This is a genomic window from Luteimonas saliphila (genome assembly GCF_016774335.1).
GTDB classification, from domain to species: domain Bacteria; phylum Pseudomonadota; class Gammaproteobacteria; order Xanthomonadales; family Xanthomonadaceae; genus Luteimonas; species Luteimonas saliphila.
The window spans coordinates 73,523-99,938 of record NZ_JAETWA010000024.1 but is presented as its reverse complement, the minus strand read 5'-3'; the positions used below and the strand labels follow the sequence as shown (position 1 = coordinate 99,938).

The following is a 26,416-nucleotide window of genomic DNA, read 5'->3' as shown; positions in this document are numbered from 1 at the left end:
CGCCCCGTCAGTCCTCCTCGTGCCTGGGTCGCCAGGCCGCCGCCAGGGCCTGCTGCACCTGCGGCGGCACCGGTTCGTAGTGGCTGAATTCCAGGGCGTAGCGGCCGCGCCCGGCGGTCGCCGACTTGAGTTCCGCCGCGTAGCCCTCCAGCTCCGACAGCGGCACCTGGGCGGTGACCGCGATCTCGCCGTTGCCGGCCGCATCGGTACCGTTGATGCGCGCGCGCTTGCCCGCCAGGCCGCCGCTGATGTCGCCCATGTGCGCCTCGGGCGCGTTGACCTCGAGGTCGACGATCGGTTCGAGCACCTGCGGCCGGGCCTTGCCGATCGCGTCGAGGAACGCCTTGCGGCCGGCGGCGACGAACGCCACCTCCTTGCTGTCGACCGGATGGTGCTTGCCGTCGTAGACGATGACGCGCACGTCCTGGATCGGATAGCCGGCGATCGCGCCGGAGGCCAGCACCTGGCGGACGCCCTTTTCGACGGCCGGCAGGAACTGGCCCGGGATCACCCCGCCCTTGACCTCGTCGACGAACTCGAACCCGCCCCCGCGCGGCAGCGGCTCGACGCGCAGGAACACCTCGCCGAACTGGCCTGCGCCGCCGGTCTGTTTCTTGTGCCGGTGGTGGCCCTCGGCCTTCGCACCGATGGTCTCGCGGTAGGCGATGCGCGGCGGCCGGGTGGCCACCTCCACCGCGAAGCGATCCTTGAGCCGCTCCAGCTGGATGCGCAGGTGCAGGTCGGACAGGCCGCGGATGACCGTCTCGTTGGTCTCGTCCTCGTGTTCGACATGGAAGCAGGGATCCTCCTCGGCCAGCTTGTGCAGCGCGTTCGCCAGCTTCTGCTCCTGGCCCTTGCTGCCGGCCTCGATCGCGAGCCCGAACATCGGCTTCGGGAACGCGACCGGCGCCAGCCGGATCTGGTCCTCGTCGTGGCTGTCGTGCAGCACCGCGTCGAAATGCAGGTCTTCGACCTTGGCCACCGCGGCGATGTCGCCCGGGATGGCCTGGTCGACCTCGACGTGCTCCTTGCCGTGCAGCCGGAACAGGTGGCCGACCTTGAACGGCTTGCGCCCGTCGTCGATGAACAGCTGGGTGTCGCGGCGCACCGTGCCCTGGTACACCCGGAACACGCCGAGCTTGCCGACGAAGGGATCGTGGACGATGCGGAACACGTCGGCGACCACGTGCGCCGACGGGTCGGGCGTGGTGGCGATCGGCCGGGCGTCGGCGCCGACGCCCTTCACGAACGGCTGCGGGTTGGCTTCCCCCGGATGCGGGAACAGCCGGGTGGCGACGTCCAGCAACGCCTTCACGCCGACGCCGGTGCGCGCGGACGCGAAGCACACCGGCACCAGGTGGCCCTCGCGCAGGCACTGCTCGAACGCATCGTGCAGTTCCTGGCCCGACAGGCCCTCCTCGCCGAGGTCGAGGTAATGGTCCATCACCGTCTCGTTGATCTCGACCACCTGGTCGAGGATCCGGCGATGCCAGTCGGCGACCGGACCGAGGTCGCTGACGGCGTCGCGCGCGTCGCCGTCGGCCGTGGCGAAGCAGTCCACCACGCGCGTCGCGCCGTCCGCGGGCAGGTTCAGCGGCAGCAATTCCGGCCCAAAGGCGTCGCGCAGCTGGTCGAGCACGCGGCCGGGCTCGGCGCCCTCGGCGTCGATGCGCGAAACCACGATCGCGCGGCACAGGCCACGTTCCTTCGCGCGCTCCATCATCCGCCGGGTGCCGTATTCCACGCCGCCGGTGGCGTCGACTACGATCGCCGCAGTCTCCACCGCACCCAGCGCCGACAGCGCGGGACCGCGGAATTCGGGATAGCCGGGCAGGTCGATCAGGTTGATGTGCGCGGAACGGTCCGCGCCCGCGCGGTAGTCGATGCCGGCGATGGCCGCGTCGATCGAGTGGCCGCGCTGCTTCTCGATCGGGTCGAAGTCGGACACGGTGTTGCCGCGTTCGACGGTGCCTGCCGTCTGTACGGTGCCGCCGGCATGCAGCAGGGCTTCGAACAGGGTTGTTTTGCCGGCGCCGGGGTGGCCTGCGAGGGCCACGTTGCGGACCTGTTGCGTCGAATAGGGCATGGGGCCGATCCTCCCTTGGATGGGATGCCGGCCAGCGGCCGGCATCGTTCTGAGGGATCCGTGCCGCGGAACGTCCAGGCGGGCTGGTCCGATCCCTGCGGGGGATCCGCATGGCGGCCGTCATGGCTGTCCGCGGGAGGAACGCTGCCGTTCGAGCGCACGCTCGAGGGGCGGTCATGGCGGGCCGACACAGTAGCGCGTCGCACCGGGCGGAGCGCGTTGCGACGCAGCATCCCGGCGCGCCCGCACGCGGAAGTAACGCGGGCGTGCTTACGCTGCACGCTTTACCCCACAGGAGCGACATCATGGGCATCTCCCGCAAGGCCAGCGCACACTGGGAAGGCGACCTCAAGGGCGGCAAGGGCACGCTGTCCACTCCGCAGAGCGGCCTGCTCGACGGCACGCGTTACGGTTTCAACAGCCGCTTCGGCGACGAGAAGGGCACCAACCCCGAGGAACTGATCGCCGCGGCGCACGCCGGCTGCTTCACCATGGCGCTGGCGGCCAAGCTGGCCGAGGCCGGGCATCCGCCCGAGGCGCTCGACGGCAGCGCCGAAGTGGATCTGTCGATGGAGGGCGGCCCGACGCTGAGCGCGATCCGGCTGAAGATGAAGGCGAAGGTCCCGGGCCTGGACGAGGCCAAGTTCCGCGCGATCGCCGACGACGCCAAGCAGAACTGCCCGGTGTCCAAGGCCCTGAGCGCGGTTCCGATCACGCTGGAGGCGGAACTGGTTGGATGAGCGCATCGCTTCGGCGCTGATGGTGCACGGCGGGGGCGGGGGCGGCTGGGAATGGAATGTGTGGAAGGCCGTGTTCGAGGCCGGCCGCCTGCGCGTGGCCGCGCCCGACCTGCAGGCCTCGCCACAGGGCCTCGCCGCCACCGGCTTCGACGACTACGCCGCGCAGGTGCGCGTGGCGCTGGACGCCTTGCCGCGCCCGCGCGCGCTGGTGGGTGCGAGCCTCGGCGGGCTGCTGGCGATGGCCTGCGCCGAGGGCGCCGACGCGCTGGTGCTGGTCAACCCGTTGCCGCCGTCGCCCTGGCATGCGCAGTTGCCCGGCCGCGAATGGCCCGACGTCGTGCCCTGGCAGCGCGACGCGCGATTGACCGGCACCCAGCGCGCGTTGCCCGATGCCGACGAGGCGACGGCGCTGTTCGCGTTCCGGAACTGGCGCGACGAGAGCGGGCGGGCGATGCGCGAGGCCTGCGGCGGCATCGTCGTGCAGCCGCCCGCGTGCCGGGTGCTGTGCATCGCCTCGATGGTGGATGACGACGTGCCGCCGCGGCTCACCGCCGCCCTGGCGAGCGCATGGGAGGCCTCGCTGTTGCGTGCGACCGCGGTCAGCCACGTCGGCCCGTTGCTCGGTCGCAACGCCGCCGAGTGCGCCGCGCAGGCGCTGTCCTGGCTGTCGGCACGGTGAACGCGCCGAGCCCCGGAGGCTGCAGGCCGGTCGGATTCAGCCGCCCGTTAGCCGCGCATCCCTAGCGTGGCGATGCGCGCCGCCCTGACCGGCGCCCGGGGTCGAGACAATGAAATCCGCAAGCATGTCCGTCGCCATCGCGCTGGCGCTGGCCACCGGCGTCGCCGACGCGCAGGTCCACGATGGCCGTTACGGTCCGGCGCCCTACGGCGATTACAGTCACCGCGTCCCGCAGCAGCAGGCGAGACCGGACGCGTACGCGACGCAGGGGCACCACGACTGGGCCCGGGTGGTGCGCGTCGACCCGGTCTTCGATGGCCGCGGCAGGCCGGTGCGCGACACGCGGCGCTGCCAGACCCGGCGCGAAGGCTATGCGGGCAGCGACCCTTGGGGCGATCGCCGTGCCGATTCCTACGGCGGCGGCGACTACCGGGACGGCTATCCGCACGATCCCTACCGCGACCAGCGTCGCGACGACAACGGCCGGCTGGTCGCCACCGTGCTCGGCGGCATCGCCGGCGCGGTGCTGGGCAGCAGGATCGGCGACGGCAGCGGACAGGTGATCGGCACCGCGGTCGGTTCGATGGTCGGTGGCGTGGCCGGTCGCGGCATCTACGAGGCCAACCGGCGCGAGCGCGCCGGCTATGTCACCGTCTGCGAGCCCGACCCATACCGGGATGGTTACGGCGGGTACGACGCCTACGGCAACGATGCCTACGACCGCACGGTCGGGGAATACGACGTCACCTACGAGTACGGCGGCCGCGAGTACGTCACGCGCACGTCCTACCACCCCGGCGACCGCATCCGCGTGCGGGTGGACGTGCGCCCGGAGTGAGCGCACGCGCATCGCCGGGATGAGGGGAGGGGCCTTGGGGCCCTTCCCCGTCTAGCAGCGCATCGCCAACGGACTCGTGGGGCGATGCGCGCGTGCTTGCGCCGGGTCGGCCTCGTTCCCGTTGTAGCATCGCGCCACCGCCAACCGGAGCCCGCCGATGCTGCGCCAGATGCTCTTGCCGTTGTTGTGTGCCGTCGCCTGCCTGCCGGTCGCGGCCGGCGAAACCCGGCTGCAGGCTGCGCGCATCCATACCTCGGACCCGGCCGCGCCCGTGGTCGAGGCGATGGTCTGGGACGACGACGGCCGCATCGTCGCGGTCGGTTCGGCCGCCGGGCTCGCGGCTCGGCATCCGGACGCGCGCGTGATCGATGTCGGCACCGCCACCGTGATCCCCGGGATGATCGATGCGCACGCGCACATCGTCGGGCTCGGCCTTGCGCTGACCCGTGTCGACCTCGTCGGCACGCGCAGCAAGCAGGAGATCGTGACGCGCCTGCGTGCGTTCGCGGCGGACTTGCCGGACGGCGAGTGGCTGCTGGGCGGCGGCTGGGACCAGAACGACTGGCCGGAGCAGGCGTTCCCGACCGCGGCCGACCTCGACGCGGCGTTTCCGGATCGCCCGGTGTGGTTGCGCCGCGTCGACGGCCACGCCGGCTGGGTGAACTCGGCGGCGCTGCGTGCGGTCGCCGGCCGCCCGCAGGGCGCGGCGCTGCTGGCGTCGGGACAGCCGGACGGCGGACTGATCGTGCGCGATGCCGACGGACGCCCGACCGGCGTGTTCGTCGACGAGGCCGAACGCCTGGTCGACGCGGTCGTGCCGGCGATGGACCAGGCCGATGCCGACCGCGCCCTCGCGCTCGCGCTCGAGGCCGCCGTGCGCAACGGCCTCACCGGCGTGCACGACATGGGCACCAGCCGCCGCGACTTCGAACAGCTGCGGCGCTTCGCCGACGAAGGCCGCCTGCCGCTGCGCATCAGCGCCTACGCCGACGGCGACGCCGATGCGTTCGCGTGGCTGTGCGAGCACGGGCCGTACGTGCATCCGGGTCGGCGCCTGCAGATGCGCGGGGTGAAGTTCCTGATCGACGGCGCGCTAGGCAGCCGCGGCGCCGCGCTGATCGAGGATTACAGCGACGATCCCGGCAACCGCGGCCTGCTGCTGGTCGAGCCCGTACGTTTCGAACAGCTGGCCAGGCGTGCGCAGGGCTGCGGCCTGCAGGTGGCCACGCATGCGATCGGCGACCGCGGCAACCGAATCGTGCTCGACACCTACGCGCGCGTGCTGGGAGAGGCCGCGGACAACGACCACCGCTGGCGCATCGAGCACGCGCAGATCATGGCGCTGGAGGACATCCCGCGCTTCGCCGCGCTCGGCGTGGTGGCCTCGATGCAGCCCACGCATGCGACGTCGGACATGCCGTGGGCGCAGGACCGGGTCGGGGCGGAGCGCATCGCCGGCGCCTATGCCTGGCGGAGATTCGCCGGGGCCGGCGTGCGGCTCGCGCTGGGTTCGGATTTTCCGGTCGAGTCGCCCGATCCGAGGCTGGGCCTGCATGCCGCCGCGACCCGCCAGGATCGCGAGGGACATCCCGAGGGCGGCTGGCTGCCGGACCAGACATTGACAGCGGGCGAGGCCCTGCGCGGCTTCACCGCGGATGCGGCCTGGGCGCATCGCGACGAAGCGCTGACCGGACGCCTGGCGCCCGGCCTGCAGGCGGATTTCGTGATGCTGGCACAGGATCCGCTGGCGATCGACGCGGCGCAACTGCACGCGCTCGAGATCCGCTCGACCTGGGTCGACGGGAAGCCCGTGTTCGAGGCCGCCGCTTCGGAATGATCCGGCGCCCGCACGGATCGCGGCGAACCGGTTCCGGGCCGGAACAGCGCTCCGGCATCGGTGTTTTCCGTGCCGGGCTAGCGGCCGCCGGATGCCCATGGCGCAGACGGGCGCACCGCTTCCGTCTTTGGTGGCGCGCAGCCGCCGCAGGCGAACGCTAGTCGCGCACCTCGAACCAGTCGATCATCCCGTCGACCACGGTCTGCACGCGACCACCCGACCACACGTCGCCGGCCTCGTCCACGTGCAGCTCGATGATCGCGTCGAAGCCCACTTCGCGGCCCTGGCTGATGCGGTAGCGTCCGTCGCGGCCGGGCAGGGCATCCTGCGAAGCCAGCCATGCCGCCAGCGTGGCGTTGGCCGCGCCCGAGGCCGCATCCTCGAAGCGCCCGGTCGCGCCGACCCATGCGCGCACCGCGAGGTGGTGCACCGGATCCTCGCTGCGCGCGAAGACGCACAGGCCCATGCTGTCGGTGGCGATCGCCAGTCGTTCGATCGCATCCCAGTCGGGCGTCGCGGCGCGCAGCGAGGCCTCGTCCGCCACTTCCGCCAGCCACCAGCGACGCCCGCCGTCGACCAGCGCCTGCGGCAGGCCGCCCCGCGCGATGCCGGCCAGCGCCGCGTGCAGCAGCGGGTGGGCCGGATCGGCGATCTCGACGATCCGCGCCCGCGGCGTGCGCACGGCGATCATGCGGGTCGCGCCTTCGCCGAGCACGCGCAGCGGCAGTTCGCCGGCGATCCCCGACTGCACCAGCAGGCCGTCGCGCGGCGTCGCCAGCCCCGCCTGCAGCACCGCGTGCGCGGTGCCGACGCTGGGATGCCCGGCGAACGGCACCTCGCGACGCGGGCTGAAGATGCGGATGTCGTAGCTCGCCGAGGGCGTGGGTGCCGGGAACACGAAGGTGGTCTCCGGCAGGCGCGTCCAGCGCGCGATCGCCTGCATGGTCGCGTCGTCGAAGCCCCGCGCATCCAGGACCACGGCGAGCGGATTGCCGGCCCCGGGGCGATCGGCGAAGACGTCCAGCTGCAGGTAACGGCGTGGCGACATGTGGGGAGTGGCCTCGATTTGGATAGAATCCGCGCTATTCATGCATCCGCGCGTCGCGTCCGCAGGCGCGGATCGGCCGCCCGTTATACCGGAATCCATCCACGTCCATGCCCGCTTCCCCGACCGGCACGCCCTGGGTCGTGCTCAAGTTCGGCGGCACCTCGGTGTCGCAACGCCATCGCTGGGACACCATCGGCCGGCTGGCTTCGAAACGCGCGGCGGACAACGACGCGCGCGTGCTGGTGGTCGTTTCGGCGCTTTCGGGTGTAACCAACGAGCTGACCGCGATCGCGGCAGACGACGGCGACCGCGTCGCGCGGATCGATGCGCTGGCGACGCGGCATCGCGAATTCGCGGAGCAACTCGGGCTCGATCCGGACCGGGTGCTGGCCCAGCGGCTCGCCGGGCTGCGCGGACTGGCCGCGGATGCGCGCGCGTCGACGCAGGCGCTCGACTGGCAGGCCGAGGTGCTGGCGCAGGGCGAACTGCTGTCGTCCACGCTGGGCGTCGCCTACCTCGCCGCGCAGGGCCTGGACATCGGCTGGCTCGATGCGCGCGACTGGCTCGAGGCGATCGAACTGCCGAACCAGAGCGCATGGGGCCGGCGGCTGTCGGTGTCCTGCCGGCGCGAGGCCGACGACGACTGGCGCGCGCGCTTCGCCATTCAGCCGACGCGCCTGCTGCTCACCCAGGGCTTCATCGCGCGCCACGGCGACGGCGGTACCGCCGTGCTCGGGCGTGGTGGCTCCGATACCTCGGCGGCACTGTTCGGCGGGCTGCTGCATGCGCGCTGCGTAGAGATCTGGACCGACGTACCGGGCATGTTCACCGCCAATCCGCGCGAAGTGCCCGATGCGCGCCTGCTCACCCACCTGGACTACGCCGAGGCGCAGGAAATCGCCACCACCGGCGCCAAGGTGCTGCATCCGCGCGCGCTCGGGCCGTGTCGCGTGAGCGGCGTGCCGATGGCGATCCTCGACACCGAGCGCCCGGACCTGCCCGGCACGCGGATCGACGGCGAGGCCTCGCCGGTGCCGGGGGTCAAGGCGATCAGCCGCCGCAACGGCGTCGTGCTGGTGTCGATGGAGACGGTGGGCATGTGGCAGTCGGTCGGGTTCATGGCCGATATCTTCGAGCGCTTCAAGCGTCACGGACTGTCGGTGGACCTGATCGGCACCGCCGAGACCAACGTCACCGTCTCGCTCGACCCGAGCGAGAACCTGGTCAGCACCGACGTGCTGGCGCGCCTGTCGGAAGACCTGTCGCAGATCTGCCGGGTCAAGGTGATCGCGCCCTGCGCGGCGATCACCCTGGTCGGCCGCGGCATGCGCTCGCTGCTGCACAAGCTCTCCGACGTATGGGCGACCTTCGGCCAGGAGCGCGTGCACCTGATCTCGCAGTCCTCCAACGACCTCAACCTGACCTTCGTCATCGACGAGGCCGATGCCGACGGCCTGCTCCCCGAACTGCACGCCGAACTGATCGGCAGCGGCGCGATGCCGGTGGCCGACGGCGACGTGTTCGGCCCGAGCTGGCGCGAGATCCAGCACGGCCGGCCGCAACGCGCGCCAGCCTGGTGGCAGGGCGCACGCGAACGCCTGCTCGCGCTCGCGGCAGCAGGCACGCCGGCCTACGCCTACCACTTGCCGACGGTACGCGAACGCGCGCGTGCGTTGCTTGCGGTGGCGGCGGTGGACCGCCGCTTCTATGCGATCAAGGCCAACCCGCACCCGGCCATCCTGCGAGCGCTCGCCGAAGAAGGCTTCGGGCTGGAGTGCGTGTCGCAGGGCGAACTGGAGCACGTGTTCGCGGCCGTGCCCGGGATCGATCCGGCACGCGTGCTGTTCACCCCGAGCTTCGCCCCGCGCGTCGAGTACGAAGCCGCGTTCGCCCGCGGCGTCACGGTGACGCTCGACAACCTCGAGGCGCTGTCGCGCTGGCCGGAGATCTTCCGCGGGCGCGACCTGTGGCTGCGGGTCGACCTCGGCCGTGGCGACGGCCACCACGCCAAGGTCGTCACCGGCGGCACGGCCTCGAAGTTCGGGCTGGCACTGGCATCGGTCGACGCCTTCGCACAAGCCGCGCGCGCGCTGGAAGCGCGCATCACCGGCATCCACGCGCACCTGGGCAGCGGCATCGGCCAGCCCAGGCACTGGCGAGAGGTGTACGCCGAGCTGGCGGCGATCGCGGACGGCATCGGCACGGTCGACACCATCGACATCGGCGGCGGCCTGACCATTCCCTACAAGCCCGAGGATGCGCCGTTCGACGTCGCCGGCTGGGCCGAGGGGCTGGCGGAGATCAAGGCCGCGTGGCCGCGCTACCGCCTGGCGATCGAACCCGGCCGCTACCTGGTGGCCGAGGCGGGGGTGCTGCTGGCGCACGTCACCCAGGTGGTGGAGAAGCAGGGCGTGCGCCGCGTCGGCCTCGATGCCGGCATGAACGCGCTGATGCGCCCGGCGCTGTACGACGCCTGGCATGGCATCCACAACCTGTCGCGCCACGACGCACCGGCCGACATGGCCTGCGACGTGGTCGGACCGATCTGCGAATCCAGCGACGTGTTCGGCACCGGCCGCCGCCTGCCCGCGGCCACCGCGGAAGGCGACGTGGTGCTGCTGGCCGATGCCGGCGCCTACGGGTTCGCCATGGCCAACACCTACAACCTGCGCGGACTGCCGCAAGAGGACGTGCTGGATGACTGACCTGATTCTCGGGCGCGGCGCCGGGGAGGCAATGTGACAGCGGACTCGCGTTTCGCCCTGGAAAGCGCGTCGATTGCGACGGTAATCGCCTTGCCGGTCGCGATCGGCTTCGCCATAGCATCGGACGGGGATGTCCTCGACTGGAACATGACATGGGCGGGCCTGGTACTGGCTGCCGCCGTGGCCGCCGCCTGCGCAGCCCGCCTGTCGACACGCCGCGACCTCGGGACGTCGCCGCGCGCACGGCCGCTCGTCATGGCCCTGCGCGTGGTCGCGGTCGCTTACCTGCTGTTCCTTGGCATGGCACTCGTGCTCGCTGTCCTGGACCAGTCCCTTCAAGGGTCGCTGCCTGCAGCCGGGTTGCGGGTGGTGGCTCCGCGCCCTGACAACGTGGGGTTCGTAATGGCCTATGTGGGGGTCGTCTCGCTCGGCGTCGGGCTCGTTCCTGCGCTGCTGCTCGAGTACGTCGCCTGTCGTCGCTACTTGCAGCGACCGGCCGGTCCTGCCGCGAGTCGCGCATGAGCACGTTCGACAGGAGCATGGTCCGCGTTTTCCGCTTCGTTCGGTGCGGATTCGATGCCGGCACCGGCGTCGCGCAACTCGTCTACGCCTTCGACGACGGTCCGGAGCTGGTCGAGACGGTGACGCTGCCGGGTGCGCCGTTCGCGCTCGATGGCGAACGCACGGCAGCTGCGGAGCGTGCGCTGCAACTGCTGCACCTGGTTGCCGGCGTCAGCTACTACAAGGCGGCGGTGCCGCCGGAGATCCGCATCGATGGCGACGGAATCGATGCGGCTACCGCAACGTTGCTGGAGGACGTGTACGTCCACGGCCTGGGCGAATTCGCCTATCGCAATGGCCTGGACCTGCACGGCAGGATCCGCTTCCCCGCCATTGCCCCCCCTGTCCCGCCTGCGGGTGGGCGGGGCGGGGGAGTGTCCGTCGCGCCGGAATCGCACCCATCCGCCCTTCGGGCACCGTCCACCCGTGAAGGGCGCAATGCCCCGCCAAGCGGGGGAAGGGCGGCGCCCCTCGGATTGCGCGAACGCGCCCTCGTCGCCATCGGTGGCGGCAAGGATTCGCTGGTCAGCATCGAGGCGCTGCGTGCGCTCGGCGTGGAACAGACGGTGACCTGGATCGGCGGTTCGCAGCTGATCCGCGCCTGCGCCGGGCGCACCGGCCTGCCGACGCTCAACATCGGCCGCCAGCTTGCGCCGGAGCTGTTCGAGTACAACCGCCAGGGCGCCTGGAACGGCCATATCCCGGTGACCGCAGTGAACTCGGCGATCCTGGCCTTCGCCGCGGCGGTGCTCGGCTACGACCAGGTCGTGTTCTCCAACGAGCGCTCGGCCAGCTACGGCAGCGTGATCCTCGCGTCCGATGGAAGCGTCACCGGTGAGGTGAACCACCAGTGGTCGAAGGGCTGGGCGTTCGAGCGCGCGTTCGCCGCGCACCTGCGCAGCCACGTCGCGGCCGACCTGTCGTACTACTCGCTGCTGCGGCCGCTGAGCGAACTCGCGGTGGCGCGGCAGTTCGCGAAGACCGACCAGTACGACGCGCATTTCTCCAGCTGCAACCGCAATTTCCACCTGCTCGGCGAGCGGCCGGTCAACCGCTGGTGCGGGGTGTGCCCCAAGTGCCACTTCGTGTTCCTCGCGCTGGCGCCGTTCATGCCAAAGCCGCGTCTGGTCGGCATCTTCGGACGCAACCTGCTCGACGATCCGGCGCAGGTCGGCGGCTACGACGCGCTGCTCGAATACCGCGACCACAAGCCGTTCGAATGCGTGGGCGAGGGCAGGGAGTCGCGCGCGGCGATGGCGGCGCTGGCGGTGCGGCCGGAGTGGCGCGAGGATGCGATCGTCGCGCGCTTCGCCCGCGAGATCGCGCCGCAGCTGGGGGCCGGCGAGGTCGATGTGGAAGCGCTGCTGACGGTCGACGAAGAGCACGGCATCCCGGCGCCGCTGTGGGAGCGCCTGCGTGCACGCTTCGCCGCCTAGCATCGCGTCGCTCGCGGGGCAGCGTGTCGCGCTCTGGGGCTGGGGCCGGGAGGGCCGGGCGGCGTATGCGGCGCTGCGCGACGCGCGGGAATCGGGAATGGGGGATGGGGAATCGGGCGAGCGGTTCCCCGCGCGGCTGACGGTCTTCTGCACGGCCGCCGAAGCCGAAGAGGTGCGTGCGCTGGCTGACGACGCGTTGGTCGTCGAGACCGAAGCGAGTGCGGAGCGCCTGTCGGCGTTCGACGTGGTGGTCAAGTCGCCCGGCATCAGTCCCTACCGCCCGGAAGCGGTCGCGGCGGCGTCGCAAGGCACGCGCTTCATCGGTGGCACCGCGCTGTGGTTCGCACAACATCCCGAGGCGCGCACGATCTGCGTCACGGGCACCAAGGGCAAGAGCACCACCTCGGCGTTGCTGGCGCACATCCTGCGCGCGGCCGGGCACCGCACCGCGCTGGCCGGCAACATCGGCCAGCCGCTGCTGGAGCTGCTCGATGGCGAGGCCGCGTTCTGGGTGATCGAACTGTCGAGTTACCAGACCCGCGACGTCGCCACCAGCGGCGTGCGCCCGGACGTCGCCGTGGTCACCAACGTGTTCCCGGAACACCTGGACTGGCACGGCAGCGAGGCGCGCTACGTCGCCGATAAGCTGGCGCTGCTCACCGAAGCGCATCCGCGCGTCGCGGTGCTCAACGCCGATGATGCGACGCTGTCGGCGCTTGCGTTGCCCGATAGCGACGTGCGCTGGTTCGGTCGCGCCGATGGCTGGCACCTGCGTGGCGACGCGCTGTGGCGCGGCGACGAGGCGGTGCTCGACACCAGCGAGTTGCCCGTGCCGGGCCGCCACAATCGCGGCAACCTCTGTGCCGTGCTGGCCGCGGTCGAGGCGCTGGGCCTGGATACGCAGGCGCTGGCGCGACATGCGCTCACGTTCCGGCCGTTGCCGCACCGGCTGCAGTCGCTCGGCACCCGCGAAGGCATCACCTATGTCAACGACTCGATCAGCACCACGCCGCACGCCAGCCTCGCGGCACTGGAGCTGTTCGCCGGGCGGCGCGTGGCGATCCTTGTCGGCGGCCACGACCGCGGCCTCGACTGGCAGCCGTTCGCCGATGCGGTGGCCGCCCGGCCACCCGTGGCGATCGTGACCATGGGCCAGAACGGGCCGCGCATCCACGCGCTGCTGGGCGGCATGGCAGGCCGCGCCGGCTTCGCGCTGGGCGAGGCGGCCGAACTCGGCGATGCGGTCGCCCAGGCGAAGACGCGGCTGGGCGGCGAGGGCGTGGTGCTGCTGTCGCCCGGCGCGCCGAGTTTCGGCATGTATCGCGACTACGTCGAACGCGGCCGCCACTTCGCGGTGCTCGCGGGCTTCGACCCGGAGGCCATCGCGGCGATTCCCGGCATCGGCATCTTCTGACGCCAGAGAAGCACTGGCGCGGGCGCATCCGCCGTAATCCGGCCGCGCGTTCGGGTCGATGCACGACTTGTCATCGACGGCGGTTTCCCGGCGGTCGGAGCACGAGCCGGCCCGAGCGGCCGTGGGCAGGGGAAACGGGCGATATTGCGAAACCCGGCACATTTCCCAGGCGCCAGGCGTGTCCGATCGCGGCCAGGCATTGCGTTCCCAATTGATGTAGGGCCACCGGCGCGCCATCTTTCCTTGGCAGCGCGTCTGGCGATTCAGGGGGCGCCATAGCGGCCGACGGCGACGTCGGCCTCCGATGCGCATGCGCATCCGGTCGCCTTGATCGCGCCAGAGCGAGGAGGCCGCCATGACATCGCAGACCCGTTGCCATCGTGAGGATCCCGTCGCGACCGGACCGGCAACGGAGACGCGGCGATGAACGCGCTCGCGAACCTGGTCTCCAGCGCGATCGCGACCGCCCAGCAGATCCTGATCGGCGTGCTGGTGCCGCCGGTCCCGTCGCCGGTGCCGTTGCAGCGGCAGCGGCTGTCCTTCACCGCCGATGTCGTCCGCGCCGACGATCTGCTGGTGCTGGGGCTGGAGTTCTACAACCTTGCGCTGGATGCCGGAACGCACCGCCTGCAGGCCGCGGGGGCCGGCGACGCGTTCGTTGCCGTGCGGTTGCCCGCGCAGCACGTGGTCGAGCAGGCCTTCAAGGAAGGCGCCAGCGACGACCAGGTCGGCGCGCCACCGGTGGCTGCGCGGCTGTCCGGCGAAAGCCGGCTGGTGTTCCATCTCGCTCCCGCACTGCTGCCGCTGGATTTTTCGGTGGAAGCGGTGCTGGGAGCGCTCGCACGCTGTGCGCCGCTGGTGCGCGACCGCAGCGGCGCGCCACCATCCGCGCCGGCGCCGGGCGCCGACGCGTGGTTCGGCGGGCTGTCGTCGCAGTTCACGGCGATCGAAGCGCCCTGGCGACTGGTGCTGTCGCCGCATCCGCAGGCGCGCTGGGCGCATGCCTCGGTTCCGGTCGCAGGCGGCGTAGACGGGGCGACGGAGCTGTGGCATACACGCCTGGGCGTCGTCTCCAGGAGCGATGGCGAGGTCGACGAGCGCGCGCCCTCGCAGCGCACCGCGCGCGCGGTGCATTCGCCGGACCACGCGGGCAGCGATGGGCCCGTTCCGACCGACGGCCCCTCGCCCTTCCTCGCGTCGCTGACCCGCCAGGACAGGCACGAGCTGGTGCGCATCACATCCGAGCGCAGTCTGCGTGGCAACGCGCCGGTGGCGGTCGAACAGTTGATCCTGTCTGCGTTCGGCGCATCGATGCGGCTCGACGGTGCGTGGAACGTGCAGGATCTGTCGCTGGTGCGCTGGCAGCACCGCGCGACACTGGGCCGCGACCAGTTCGTCAAGACGGTGCGGAAGGGATTCCTGTTTCCTTGCGGGCACCGCGCCGCGCTGATCCGCATCGCCGAACGCAAGCTGGCAGCGGCGCCCGGCGGGTGGACGCATGCCGCGAGCGGCCATGCCGCGGAGCATCCGTCCGGCCTGTACGCCTATCTGCGGGTGCGCGAGTTCATCGTCGTCCGCGAACCGGTCAAGAACTACGGGCATCGCCACTTCCCGTTCAAGCACCTCGCGTTCCACACACGGGTGACGCCGATCCTGTCGTCGCGGCGGTACTTGGACGGCTCGCCCGCCGGCGACGGAAACGATCCGGATCCGCCCGAACGGGCCTTCTGGCCGATGCACGAGGAGGGCGGCCCGGAGCGGGACGTCGTGTTCGACGTCGAGGGCACCGACCGCGAAGGCCGCGGCACCCGGTTCGGGGTGCGCCAGATCTTCGTGTTCGATTCAGGCATCGCGAATCCGCCCGTCGAGCAGATCGTCGACGCCTACAACGGCGCCGCGGGTCCGCTGCAGACGGTGCCGGAAGCCCAGCGCAGCTCCGAACTGCAACTGCAGCGGCTGGCCTACGCGTTGCCGCAGGCGCCCGGCGACACCGCGCTGGACACCGAGCGCCTGACGCTGGGCGCGCTGAAGGCATCGGGAACACCGCGGTTCCTGCCGGCCCTGGCCTCGGCCCGGGTGATCATCCCGGCCGTACGCGAGGTCACCGGCGCCGGTGGCGCCAGCACGATCCGCTACGATGAAGCTTATCTGGGCGCGTCCGCAAGCCAGTTCGGCAACGCCGGCGAGGTGTTCGCGCGCATCGACGGCGGCAATGCCGGGATCGCGTTCCCCGTGCAGAAGGTCGGAGGGCTGGTCGCTCCCGACCTGACCCCGCAGGGAGTCTCGCGCAGGTTCGGACCGGTCGGCGATGCCGACGCCTTCGCCTCGGGCAGCTTCGATCCGGGAGCGATCTTCCAGGGTGTGAAGATCCTGGGCGGCCTGCCGCTGGACCTGATCTTCCGCAAGGTGCCGTTCTCCTGGCCCGACCAGGCCGGCGGACGGGTCCCCGGCCTGGGCTCGATCCGCACCGAGCGCGACCTCGGCAGCGGACCGGAGCCGGTGGTCGAGACCAGCTACCGCTGGCAGGCTACGGCCGCCGAACTGCAACAGCAGCCGATCTTCCTGCCCGGTCCCTCCGCGCAGTTCGCGCTCGACGCCGTGATCGCGACGCCGCAGGACGGCGGCGAACCGGTCTTCGAGGTGTCGGGCAAGCTCGAGGACTTCGAGATCGTGCTTCCGCCCGGGGACACGGCGCTGGTCGGCGCGCGTTTCGACCACGTCCGCTTCTCCGCCGGCAGCGGACGCAAGCTGGACGTGTCGGTGCAGTTCGACGACATCGTGTTCAAGGGCGACCTGGAGTTCGTCAACAAGATCCGCGAGTACGTCCCGCTCGACGGGTTCATCGACCCGCCCTACCTGGACATCACCGACGAGGGCGTGAAAGCCGGTTACTCGCTGGGCGTGCCGATGATCGGCATCGGCATCTTCGTGCTGCAGGACATCAGCCTGGGTGCCGGCTTCCACCTGCCGTTCGTCGGCGGTGCGGCCGGGCTGCGCTTCGCCTTCTGCGAACGCGACCATCCGTTCCTGCTGACGGTGATGGCGTTCGGCGGCGGCGGCTTCTTCGCGCTGGAGATGAGCACCAGCGAGGTCACCAACATCGAGGCGGCGCTGGAATTCGGCGCGGCGGTCGCGATCAACCTCGGCGTCGCGGCCGGCAAGGCCTCGATCACCGGTGGCGTGTACTACAAGCGCAGCACCACCGGCTTCGAACTGTCGGCGTACTTCCGCGCGGCGGGTTCGCTGAGCGTGCTCGGCATCGTCACCGTTTCGGTCGAACTCTACGTCGGGCTGAAGTTCATCTCCAAGCAGGGCGGTCAGGACAGCAGCCTGTACGGCACCGCCACGGTCAAGGTGAAGATCAAGATCGCGTTCTTCAGCACCAGCGTCAGCATCAGCGTCGAGCGCAAGCTCGCAGGCAGCGATCCCGCGTTCGCGCAGATGGTCTCGCCGGCGCAATGGAACGAGTACTGCGCGGCGTTCGCGCCGGAAGCGGTTTGAGGAGCGCAGGCCATGGAAAAACAGACCCTCATCTTCACCGCGCTGCCGAACGGTTACGACGCCGATGGCAGGGCGCTGCTGTCGGTCCTGGTGTCGCCGCGGCTGTGGACGGATTCGGCCGCCGCCAGCCTGCCGCTGTCGCTGTACCCGGACCTGCTGCAATGGCCGGACCGGGTGGCCGCCATCGACTGGCGGGCGGAAGTCGACGGCGGCGCGCCGCTGCCGCTGGACGTGGTGGCGGGGGACCATCCGCTCCAGCAGGCGCTGTGGTCGGCGCTGTTCCGCGACGATACGCCGGTGCGGCCGTACCGGTTCGACGACTACCGGGGGACGCCGATCGAGAGCTTTCCGGTGTGGGCCGTCCACGACCTGCTGTCGGACCTGTATGGACGCGCGTCGGCCGACCCGGCCTACGGCGCCGGCGCCGAACGGCCCGCGTTGGAGGTGCTTGCCGCCGATCCCGACATCACCGCGGTGGCCGAGCCGTGGCTTCCGGATCCGGAACCGGAATGGGTCACGCCGGGCACCGCGGCGGTGCCGCATCCCGACGCGCCTCCGGTCGAGGAGCAGCCCGACGTCTGGCCGCAACCGCCGGCTCCCGACGACGACGCGCAGCCCGGCGGCTGCGGCTGCCTCACCTGGCCGCTACGCCCGTTGCGCTGGCTGCTGCACAAGCTGTTCGGCTGGCCGTCGCCGTGGGCGGAGGGCGGGGTGCCACCGGTGCAGCCGGAACCGCCCACGTCCGCGCCGCTGCCGACGCCGTCGTTCGACACCTCGGTCACGCCGCCGGTATCCACCGTGGTCCCCGAGGTGCCCAAGGCCTTCATTCCGCCGCTGCCGGCGACCGCGCAGCATCAGGCCAGGCGCGCCGCGTTCGACGCGCTCGACGCCTTCCTGCGGCCGTTCCCGGGCGACGACGTGCCGTTGCCGGACGCGGCGGCGATCGCCGAGGAATGGGATTTCCACCAGGCCATCGCCGCGCTCGGGGATTTCCCGGCGATGTTGCGGCGGCTCGGGATGGTGATCGACCTGCGTCTGCCCGACGGGCAGACGCTGCCCGCCTCGGGAACGGTCCGCGTCCTCGCCACGGGCGTGTCGTGGAGTCCGGGCACCACGCCGGTGTCCCCGCGCACGCACTTCCGGGCGGATGCCGGCAGCGGCCGCTTCGTCGCCGCGCCGCGGCCGTCGGCCCCGGAGATCGTCGACGGCTTCCTGCGGGTGGACGATGCCGCGCGTTTCCGCATCGTCCAGAACGACGTCGTCGCCGACGCCAACAAGCTGCGCAATGCGGCGACGCGGTTCTTCCGGTTCGGGAACAAGGCGGACCGGCCGCCGGGCGCCGCGGGGGAAGCCGGCTTGCCGGCACTGCGGACCGCGGGAATTTCCCTGGTCAGGCGCGAAGCCGCAGGTGAGCTTGCGGGGCAGTTCCTGCGCTCGTGCGCATTGAACCGGCACGTGGTCGCGCTGGATGGTTCGACGCCGCCGCAACCGGTCGGCGATCCGCCGCCGCCGGCGGACGACGAACTGTATGCAGAGGACCTGGTGCGCGGCTATCGCATCGACGTGTTCGATGCGAAGACCGGACACTGGCGTTCGCTGTGCGAGCGCATCGGCCAGTACCGGTTTCTGGACGCGCAGCCCGGACCCGTGACCGAAGGCGCCGGCGACGAGGGCTTCGTGCAGCTTGCCGCGACCGAACCGCGCGATCCGTCGGTGCCGCGCAGCCTGCGGATCGGCGAGACGCTGTTCACCTGGGACGGCTGGAGCCTGTGCGCATCGCGGCCTGGCCTGGCGATCATGCCCGACGACAGCCACGAGGATCCGGCGAACGAGGCGGCGACGCCGTTCCGGATCGAGGCCGACTTCAAGGCGCGACCGGGCAGCCTGCCGCGGCTGCGCTTCGGCAGGAAGTACCGGCTGCGCGCCCGCGTCGCCGATCTCGCCGGCAACAGCGTGGTCGATCCGGACGATCCCGCGTTCGCGGACGACGGGCCGGCGGTGACGGACGAATTCACCGCGGTGCGATACGAACCCGTGGCACCACCGGTGGTGATGCTGCGGCAAGCGCCGATCGAAGGCGAGTCGCTGGAACGGATGGTGATCCGCACGCCGGCCTCCGGACCGCCGCGCAGCCTGACGGCGCGGCACGTCGCGCCGCCCAAGACCGCGCAACTGATGGCCGAACTGCATGGCGCGATCGACGGTGGCGGTTTCGACGGCTCGCTGGCGAGCCACCAGCTGTCGGCACGCGAATCGAACAGCGTCCAGGACGATGCGCTGCAGGCGCTGCCGGACGTCGAACCGCCGTCCGGCGCGCCGCCCCCTGCGATCGGCGAAAGCAGTCCGTGGATCCAGCCGGCGGACTACGTGTCCGTCCGCTATCTCCCCGATCCGCAGGCGCGCGGCGTGCTGTTCGAAGGCCTGCCGGGTGAAACCGCGGTCGACGGCATGCGGCGCATCGACTTCGACGGCGCATGGCCGGATGCGCTGCCCCTGCGGATCGAACTGCAGGCGATCGCGCAAGGGCAGGTGCCCGCGCAGCCGGCGTGGCAGCCGGAGGCGGGCGGTGGCCCGGGGAGCGGCGTGCTTGCGGTGCAACTGGCGCCGGCGCAGCGCGCCGTGGTCCGGTTCAACAGTGCGCTCGACGGCAGCGAGATCGGCAAGCGCGGCGTCTGGGAATGGACCGAGCAGCAGGCACCTTCCAACCTGGCCGATGTCCGCGGCAGGTTCGAGAAGGGGCGCCACTGGGCGCACCTACCATGGCGCGAGCTGGTGATGGTCCATGCGGTGCAGAAGCCGCTCGCGGCGCCTGCGGTCGCGAGCATCTTGCCGCAGCGCGCGGTGGGCTGGACCTGCGCCGACATCGGCGGCACGTTCGAAGCCGAGCGTGCCAGCACCGGGCGCCTGCAGCTGGACGCGCGCTGGACCGACTGGGTCGACGATCCGGACATGCCGGAGCCCGGCCAGCACGAGCGCGGCGCGATGGTCGGCGAAAGCCCGGTGCCGGTGGAGGGGGCCGGGCCGCTGCCGTTCCACGACGCCAATCGGCAGGCGCCGGCCACCGCATTGCTGCGGCAGGAATTCCACGACACCCGCTACCACAAGGTCGCCTACACGCCGGTGGCGATGACCCGGTTCCGCGAGTATTTCCCGCCATCGAGCAACACCGTCGACGCCACCACGCTGGCGGGCGCGACGGTCGCGGTCGACGTGCCGAACACGGCGCGCCCCGCGCCGCCGAAGTTCCTGTACGCCCTGCCGCTGTTCCACTGGGACACGCCGCCGGGGACGCCGGGGGTGCTGGAACGTACCCGCGAGGTCGGCCTGCGCGTCTATCTCGATCGCCCCTGGTATTCCTCGGGTGACGGCGAACTGCTCGGCGTGGTGTTCCTGGACGGCGAGCCGTTCCCCGATCCGGAGGATCCGCGCGCGCGATTCGCCACCGTCTGGGGCGGGGATCCGGTCTGGTCCGGGCGCGCGGCCAGCGGACAGGCCAGCGGGTCCTCGTTCGTCGGAGCCGCGGACACGCGTGGCAACCTGACGCTGCCCGGCGAGGGCAACGAGACAGTCTCCGTGGCCGGATACGAACCGGTGTTCGACAAGCAGCGGCGGCTGTGGCGTGCCGACCTGCGCATCGCCGCTGGCGATGCCTACTGGCCGTTCGTCCGCATGGCGTTGGCGCGGTTCCAGCCGCACTCGATCGACGATGCGCACCTGTCGGCGGTGCATCGCACGGATTTCATCCAGATCCCGCCGCGCCGGCATGCGGTGCTGCAGGTGGCGGCGCCGACCGTCGGGATCCTGGTGGCCGGTCCGGCACCCGTCGCCTCGGAAGCCAGCAGCGGATTCCGCGACGTGGAGGGCAGCAACGGATTGAACGAGATCGAGGCGGTGGTCGAGCGCCTGACCGCGGGCGGCGACCCCGGCGACCCGCTGTCGTGGCAGCGGATCGAATCGACCCGCGTCCTGCTGCTGCAGGAGCCGTCGGCTCCCGGCGTCTGGGAAGGCGAACTCACGTTGTCGGAGCCGTTGGCGCCCGGCGCGTTCCGCGTCGCGCTGCGCGAGTACGAGTGGTTCCGGACCGACGACCTTGAGCCGGGGGCGCGCAGCCGGAGCCAGACCTTCGCGCGCCGCCTGGTCTATGCCGACGTGTTCGCCTTGCCGGACGCGTGAGCCGGCGCGGCCCGCAGGGGCATCCGGGAAGCAGTTGCCCAGTGCGTCGGGAACATCGCTTCCGGGGGATCGGCCGGCGTGAAGCGCTTCCGGCCAGTGCCGTGACGCCGGTGACCGGATCGGCGATGGGCTGGAGCGCGAACGCTCCGGCGCCCGTCGACGCCCATTCCCCCGACGGCAAGACCTAGGCGCTGCGCGCCACCGCGTAGCGCGCCAGCCCGCGCAGCGCAGCCACGGCGTCGTTCTGTGGCAGCCCGTCGAGCGCGGCTTCGGCGGCGGCTGCGTACTCGCCGGCGCGTCGCAGGCTGTAGTCCAGGCTGCCGGCGGACGCGATCGCGGCCAGCACGTCGGGCATCGCGTCGACCTCGCCGCGTTCGACGATGCCGCGCAGGCGCGCGCGCGTGGCGTCGTCCGCATGCGCCATCGCATGGATCAGCGGCAGCGTGGCCTTGCCTTCGGCGAGGTCGTCGCCGAGGTTCTTGCCCAGCGCATCGGCGTCGGCGCTGTAGTCGAGCACGTCGTCGGCGATCTGGAAAGCATGGCCGAGCTGCAACCCGTAGTCGTGCAGCGCCTGCTGCGTTGCCTCGTCGGCGCCCGATGCGAGCGCGCCGAGCCGGGTGCCGGCGGCGAACAGCACCGCGGTCTTGCGCTCGATCACGTCGAGGTAGGCGGCCTCGTCGGTGTCGGGATTGCGCACGTGCAGCAGTTGCAGGACCTCGCCTTCGGCGATGCGGTTGGTGGTGTCGGCGAGGATCCGCATGACCTCCATGCGGTCGAGCTCGACCATCAGCTGGAAGCTGCGCGAGTACAGGAAATCGCCGACCAGCACGCTCGGCGCGTTGCCCCACAGTGCGTTGGCGGTGCTGCGGCCGCGGCGCAGGTCGGATTCGTCGACCACGTCGTCGTGCAGCAGGGTCGAGGTGTGGATGAACTCGACGATCGCGGCGAGCTGGTGGTGCTGCGGCGTGACCGGTCCGGTGGCCCGGCCGGCCAGCGCCACCAGCATCGGCCGCAGGCGCTTGCCGCCGGCGGAGACGATGTGCTCGGCGATCTGGTTGACCAGGACGACGTCCGAGGCCAGGCGACGGCGGATCAAGGCATCGATCGCGTCCATGTCCGGTGCGGCCAGCGCCTGGATCGCGGGGAGGCCGGGGACCGGCGCTGGGGTGGGGGCGGCCATGGGGGGTCCGTCGAAGATGAACGGCCGATTATACGGAGCCTGCGTGGAGGCCCGGGTGCGGCGAAATCCGACGGCGGCTACCGGGATGTCCCGACGGTCGCGGGACCGACGCTATAATCCAATGTCCCTCGCCGGGCTCTGCCGGCGACACCCGAGGAATGCAATGGCCCGTGGCATCAACAAGGCGATCCTTGTCGGCAATCTCGGCAACGATCCCGAAACCAGGTACACGCAGGGCGGCATGGCCGTCACCAAGATCAGCCTCGCCACCACCTCGGTGCGCAAGGACCGGGACGGCAACAACCAGGAAAAGACCGAGTGGCACCGGGTGACCTTCTTCGGCAAGCTCGGCGAGATCGCGGCCGAGTACCTGCGCAAGGGGTCGCAGGTGTACGTCGAGGGCCGGATCAGCTACAGCGAACACACCGGCGACGACGGCCAGAAGCGCTACTACACCGACATCATCGCCGACGAGATGCAGATGCTCGGCGGTCGTGGCGAGGGAGGGGGTGGTTCACAGGAACGTGGACCGCGCCCGCAGCGGCAGGAGTCCGCACCGCGTTCGCAGTCGGCACCCGCCCGCCAGCAGGCGCCGGTCGACGACTTCTCGGACGACGACATCCCGTTCTGAGGCCGACCGTCGAGTGACCCCATCGAACAGAACAGGAGGTTTCGTGCCGACTTGGCTTGTGACCGGCGGCGCCGGGTTCATCGGCGGCAATTTCGTGCTGGATGCGGTGTCTCGTGGTGTCCGCGTCGTCAATCTGGATGCCCTGACGTACGCCGGCAACCTCGACACTCTGTCGGACCTGAAGGGCAATCCGCACCACGTTTTCGTGCATGGCGACATCGGTGATCGCGCGCTCGTTGCCCGCTTGCTGGCCGAGCATCGTCCCGATGCGGTGATGAACTTCGCTGCGGAGAGTCATGTCGACCGCTCGATCGACGGCCCGGCGGCGTTCGTCCAGACCAATGTCGTTGGCACACTCGCCCTGCTCGAGTCGGTCAGGGATCACTGGAAGTCGCTACAAGGCGATGAACGCGACGCGTTCCGTTTCCTGCACGTGTCGACCGACGAGGTCTACGGCACGCTGGGCGAAACCGGGAAATTCACCGAAACCACGCCCTATGCACCCAATTCGCCATATTCCGCCTCCAAGGCGGCGTCGGACCACCTGGTCCGCGCGTTCCACCACACCTACGGCCTGCCGGTGCTGACCACCAACTGCAGCAACAACTACGGCCCGTTCCACTTTCCGGAAAAGCTGATCCCGCTGGTCATCGCCAAGGCGCTGGCGGGCGAGCCGCTGCCGGTGTACGGCGATGGCAGGCAGGTCCGCGACTGGCTGTTCGTGAGCGACCACTGCGAGGCGATCCGCACCGTGCTGGCCAAGGGCCGGGTGGGCGAAACCTACAACGTCGGCGGCAACGCCGAGAAGCAGAACATCGAGGTGGTGAAGGCCATCTGCGCCTTGCTCGACCAGCGCCGCCCGCGCGACGACGGCAGGCCGCGCGAATCGCAGATCGCCTTCGTGGCAGATCGCCCGGGCCACGACCGCCGGTACGCGATCGACGCGTCCAAGCTGCGCGACGAGCTGGGTTGGGAGCCGAAGTACACGTTCGAGCGCGGCATCGCGGAGACGGTGGACTGGTATCTCGCCAACCAGGCCTGGGTGAACCGGGTCCTCGACGGCAGTTATCGGCTGGAACGGATCGGGGTGGCGGCATGACGGCCCGCAAGGGCATCGTGCTCGCCGGCGGGTCGGGGACGCGGCTGTATCCGATCACCCAGGCGATCAGCAAGCAACTGCTGCCGGTCTACGACAAGCCGATGATCTACTACCCGCTCAGCGTGCTGATGCTGGCGGGCATCCGCGAGGTGCTGATCATCAACACGCCGCACGAGCAGGCCCTGTTCAAGGCGCTGCTGGGCGACGGCACGCAATGGGGCATGAAGATCGAGTACGCGGTGCAGCCCAGCCCGGACGGGCTCGCCCAGGCGTACCTCATCGGCCGGGAGTTCCTCGATGGCGCCCCGAGCTGCCTGGTGCTGGGCGACAACATCTTCCACGGGCCGGGTTTGACCGCGATGCTCAAGCGCGCCGACGCGCGCGAAACCGGCGCGACCGTGTTCGGCTACTGGGTCTCGGATCCCGAACGCTACGGCGTGGCCGAGTTCGACGACGTCGGTCGGGTGATCGGGCTGGAGGAGAAGCCGACCGAACCGCGTTCGAACTATGCGGTGACGGGCCTGTACTTCTACGATGGACGCGCCAGCGAATTCGCCTCGTCGTTGGAACCCTCCCCGCGCGGCGAACTCGAGATCACCGACCTAAACCGCTGCTACCTCGACCAGGGCGAACTGCACCTCGAGCGCCTGGGCCGTGGTTATGCCTGGCTCGACACGGGCACCCACCAATCCCTGCTGGAGGCGTCCAACTACATCGAGACCATCGAGGCGCGCCAGGGGCTGCGCGTGTGCTGCCCGGAAGAGATCGCCTGGAACAACGGCTGGATCGACGAGGCGCAGCTCGAGGCGCTGGCCAAGCCGCTGTCCAAGAACGGCTACGGCCAGTACCTGCTCGCCCTGGGCGATCGCGGATACGTGCCATGAAGCTGGTCGAGACGGAGCTGCCGGGTTGCGTCGTGATCGAGCCGCAGGTCTTCGGCGACGATCGGGGGTTTTTCTTCGAATCGTTCAACCGCGACAAGCTCGCGGCCCACGGGCTGGCGCCGGACTTCGTGCAGGGTAATGTGTCGTCTTCGGTGCGCGGCGTGCTGCGCGGCCTGCATTACCAGTGGCCGAACCCGCAGGGCAAGTACGTGTCCGTGCTGCAAGGCGAGGTGTGGGACGTGGCGGTCGACATCCGTCGCGGTTCGCCGCATTTCGGCAGGTGGACCGCGGTGGTGCTGAGCGCGGACAACAAACGGCATTTCTGGATCCCGGAGGGTTTCGCGCACGGCTTCGTCGTGCTGAGCGAACACGCGCTGTTCACCTATCTGTGCACCGCGACCTACGACCCGGCCGCGGACGCCAACATCCGCTGGAACGACGGCGACCTCGCGATCGACTGGCCGGTCGCCGATCCGGGCCTGTCGGGCAAGGACGCAAGTGCGCCGCTCCTGGCGGACGTGCCGCAGGAGCGCTTGCCGCTCCTGGTGCCGTGAGGCTGTTGCTGCTGGGAGCGAACGGGCAGCTCGGCCACGAGCTGCGCCGTGCGCTCGCCCCGCTCGGCGAGGTGGTCTGCACCACGCGCAGCGGCATCCTGCCCGGGGCGGATCGCTGTGAAGTCGCCGATTTCGACGAGCCGGCATCGTTGCCGCCGCTGGTTGAGCGGATCGCGCCGGACATCGTGGTCAACGCCGCCGCGTACACCGCCGTGGACAAGGCCGAGTCCGAACCCGAGGTCGCGTTCCGCGCCAACGCCGAGGCGCCGGCGGAGCTCGCGCGTGCCTGCGCCCGACGCGACGCGCTGCTGGTGCATTACTCGACAGATTACGTATTCGATGGCACCGGCGCGCGACCATACCGCGAGGACGACCCCACCGCGCCGCTCGGCGTCTATGGCGCCAGCAAGCTCGCAGGCGAGGAGGCAGTCCGGGCCAGCGGCGCGCGACACATGATCTTCCGCACGGCTTGGGTCTACGGACTGCACGGCAGCAATTTCATGCTGACCATGCTGCGCCTGGCCAGGGAGCGCGACGAGCTGCGCGTGGTGTCCGACCAGGCCGGCACGCCGACGCCCGCGTCGCTCATCGCCGATGTCACCGCCAAGATCCTGGCCCGCGGGCTTCCCGGCTCGGGCACCTGGCACCTGACCGCGAACGGGGAAACCTCCTGGCACGCATTTGCCGAAGCCATCGTCGACGAGGCACACGCGCGCGCAATGATCGCGCGCAAGCCGCGCGTGGTTCCCATTGCCACGAGCGAATATCCCACACCCGCGAAGCGGCCAGCGTATTCCTGCCTCGACACGACCCTGCTCTCGAGCTCCTTCGGGATCGAACTGCCCGCATGGCGGGACGCGCTGGCGCGGACGTTGGACGGCGAGGGCGCTTTGGCGCACTAGCGAGCGGCCGGGTGGTCCGGACGACGGCCGGAACGGGACGGGCGGTCAGCGGGTCTGTCGCGGCTGCCGGGGGATGATTGCGCTGTCGTACCGATGATCGCTACGGCAACGGAAGCTCCGCCCCTGTCAGCGACCACTGCGCTTGCCT

General features: G+C 70.8%; 18 protein-coding genes. 15 read left to right on the top strand and 3 right to left on the bottom strand.

All coding sequences use genetic code 11. The annotated features are described in order from the left end of the window. Positions 1 to 7: 7 nt before the first annotated feature. Positions 8 to 2,086, bottom strand: a complete 2,079-nt coding sequence (fusA, locus tag JMO03_RS05605) for an elongation factor G (RefSeq protein WP_202841226.1) — start codon at positions 2,084 to 2,086, stop codon at positions 8 to 10. 305 nt (positions 2,087 to 2,391) lie between these two features. Here fusA and JMO03_RS05600 point away from each other — a divergent pair, with 305 nt between their 5' ends. The 4 genes from JMO03_RS05600 to JMO03_RS05585 all read left to right on the top strand — a co-directional run bounded on the left by JMO03_RS05600 (position 2,392) and on the right by JMO03_RS05585 (position 6,180). Beyond that, a complete protein-coding gene (locus tag JMO03_RS05600) occupies positions 2,392 to 2,826 on the top strand; it encodes an OsmC family protein (RefSeq protein WP_202841224.1) in 435 nt (144 codons plus the stop codon). Continuing rightward, positions 2,819 to 3,505 (top strand): alpha/beta hydrolase, encoded by a 687-nt coding sequence (locus tag JMO03_RS05595; protein ID WP_202841222.1) that lies wholly within the window; start codon positions 2,819 to 2,821, stop codon positions 3,503 to 3,505. The genes JMO03_RS05600 and JMO03_RS05595 overlap by 8 nt, the downstream gene beginning before the upstream one ends. A 109-nt stretch (positions 3,506 to 3,614) precedes the next feature. Continuing rightward, positions 3,615 to 4,343 (top strand): glycine zipper 2TM domain-containing protein, encoded by a 729-nt coding sequence (locus JMO03_RS05590; protein ID WP_425491789.1) that lies wholly within the window; start codon positions 3,615 to 3,617, stop codon positions 4,341 to 4,343. A 157-nt stretch (positions 4,344 to 4,500) separates the two neighbouring features. Then, a complete protein-coding gene (locus JMO03_RS05585) occupies positions 4,501 to 6,180 on the top strand; it encodes an amidohydrolase (protein WP_202841211.1) in 1,680 nt (559 codons plus the stop codon). Between the two features lie 157 nt (positions 6,181 to 6,337). On the opposite strand, the gene JMO03_RS05580 is transcribed toward JMO03_RS05585, so the two are convergent. After that, positions 6,338 to 7,228, bottom strand: coding sequence for a PhzF family phenazine biosynthesis protein (locus JMO03_RS05580; RefSeq protein ID WP_202841209.1), 891 nt, complete (start codon positions 7,226 to 7,228; stop codon positions 6,338 to 6,340). Between the two features lie 107 nt (positions 7,229 to 7,335). Between JMO03_RS05580 and JMO03_RS05575 the strand changes: the two genes are divergently transcribed. The 6 genes from JMO03_RS05575 to JMO03_RS05550 all read left to right on the top strand — a co-directional run bounded on the left by JMO03_RS05575 (position 7,336) and on the right by JMO03_RS05550 (position 21,018). Further along, entirely contained in the window at positions 7,336 to 9,933 is a 2,598-nt protein-coding gene (locus tag JMO03_RS05575; protein WP_202841207.1) for a bifunctional aspartate kinase/diaminopimelate decarboxylase, read from the top strand. Between the two features lie 33 nt (positions 9,934 to 9,966). Further along, on the top strand, positions 9,967 to 10,455 hold the full coding sequence (locus JMO03_RS05570) for a hypothetical protein (protein WP_202841205.1): 489 nt from the start codon (positions 9,967 to 9,969) through the stop codon (positions 10,453 to 10,455). Next, a complete protein-coding gene (gene murL, locus JMO03_RS05565) occupies positions 10,452 to 11,930 on the top strand; it encodes a UDP-N-acetyl-alpha-D-muramoyl-L-alanyl-L-glutamate epimerase (RefSeq protein WP_202841203.1) in 1,479 nt (492 codons plus the stop codon). The genes JMO03_RS05570 and murL overlap by 4 nt, the downstream gene beginning before the upstream one ends. After that, positions 11,911 to 13,344, top strand: coding sequence for a UDP-N-acetylmuramoyl-L-alanine--D-glutamate ligase (murD, locus tag JMO03_RS05560; RefSeq protein WP_425491788.1), 1,434 nt, complete (start codon positions 11,911 to 11,913; stop codon positions 13,342 to 13,344). Before murL ends, murD begins: the two co-directional genes overlap by 20 nt. Before the next feature lie 423 nt (positions 13,345 to 13,767). After that, positions 13,768 to 16,845, top strand: a complete 3,078-nt coding sequence (locus JMO03_RS05555; RefSeq protein WP_202841201.1) for a hypothetical protein — start codon at positions 13,768 to 13,770, stop codon at positions 16,843 to 16,845. A 12-nt stretch (positions 16,846 to 16,857) separates the two neighbouring features. After that, positions 16,858 to 21,018 (top strand): hypothetical protein, encoded by a 4,161-nt coding sequence (locus JMO03_RS05550; protein WP_202841200.1) that lies wholly within the window; start codon positions 16,858 to 16,860, stop codon positions 21,016 to 21,018. A 184-nt stretch (positions 21,019 to 21,202) separates the two neighbouring features. On the opposite strand, the gene JMO03_RS05545 is transcribed toward JMO03_RS05550, so the two are convergent. Further along, a complete protein-coding gene (locus tag JMO03_RS05545; protein ID WP_202841198.1) occupies positions 21,203 to 22,198 on the bottom strand; it encodes a polyprenyl synthetase family protein in 996 nt (331 codons plus the stop codon). A 163-nt stretch (positions 22,199 to 22,361) separates the two neighbouring features. Here JMO03_RS05545 and ssb point away from each other — a divergent pair, with 163 nt between their 5' ends. The 5 genes from ssb to rfbD are packed head-to-tail and all read left to right on the top strand — an operon-like array spanning position 22,362 to position 26,268. Then, positions 22,362 to 22,829, top strand: a complete 468-nt coding sequence (gene ssb / locus JMO03_RS05540; protein WP_202841196.1) for a single-stranded DNA-binding protein — start codon at positions 22,362 to 22,364, stop codon at positions 22,827 to 22,829. 43 nt (positions 22,830 to 22,872) lie between these two features. Then, positions 22,873 to 23,928: a dTDP-glucose 4,6-dehydratase gene (rfbB, locus tag JMO03_RS05535; protein WP_202841194.1), complete on the top strand. Its 1,056-nt coding sequence runs from the start codon at positions 22,873 to 22,875 to the stop codon at positions 23,926 to 23,928. Beyond that, entirely contained in the window at positions 23,925 to 24,812 is an 888-nt protein-coding gene (rfbA, locus tag JMO03_RS05530; protein WP_202841192.1) for a glucose-1-phosphate thymidylyltransferase RfbA, read from the top strand. Before rfbB ends, rfbA begins: the two co-directional genes overlap by 4 nt. After that, a complete protein-coding gene (rfbC, locus tag JMO03_RS05525) occupies positions 24,809 to 25,366 on the top strand; it encodes a dTDP-4-dehydrorhamnose 3,5-epimerase (RefSeq protein ID WP_202841190.1) in 558 nt (185 codons plus the stop codon). The genes rfbA and rfbC overlap by 4 nt, the downstream gene beginning before the upstream one ends. Continuing rightward, entirely contained in the window at positions 25,363 to 26,268 is a 906-nt protein-coding gene (gene rfbD / locus JMO03_RS05520) for a dTDP-4-dehydrorhamnose reductase (RefSeq protein WP_202841188.1), read from the top strand. The genes rfbC and rfbD overlap by 4 nt, the downstream gene beginning before the upstream one ends. Positions 26,269 to 26,416: the final 148 nt, after the last annotated feature.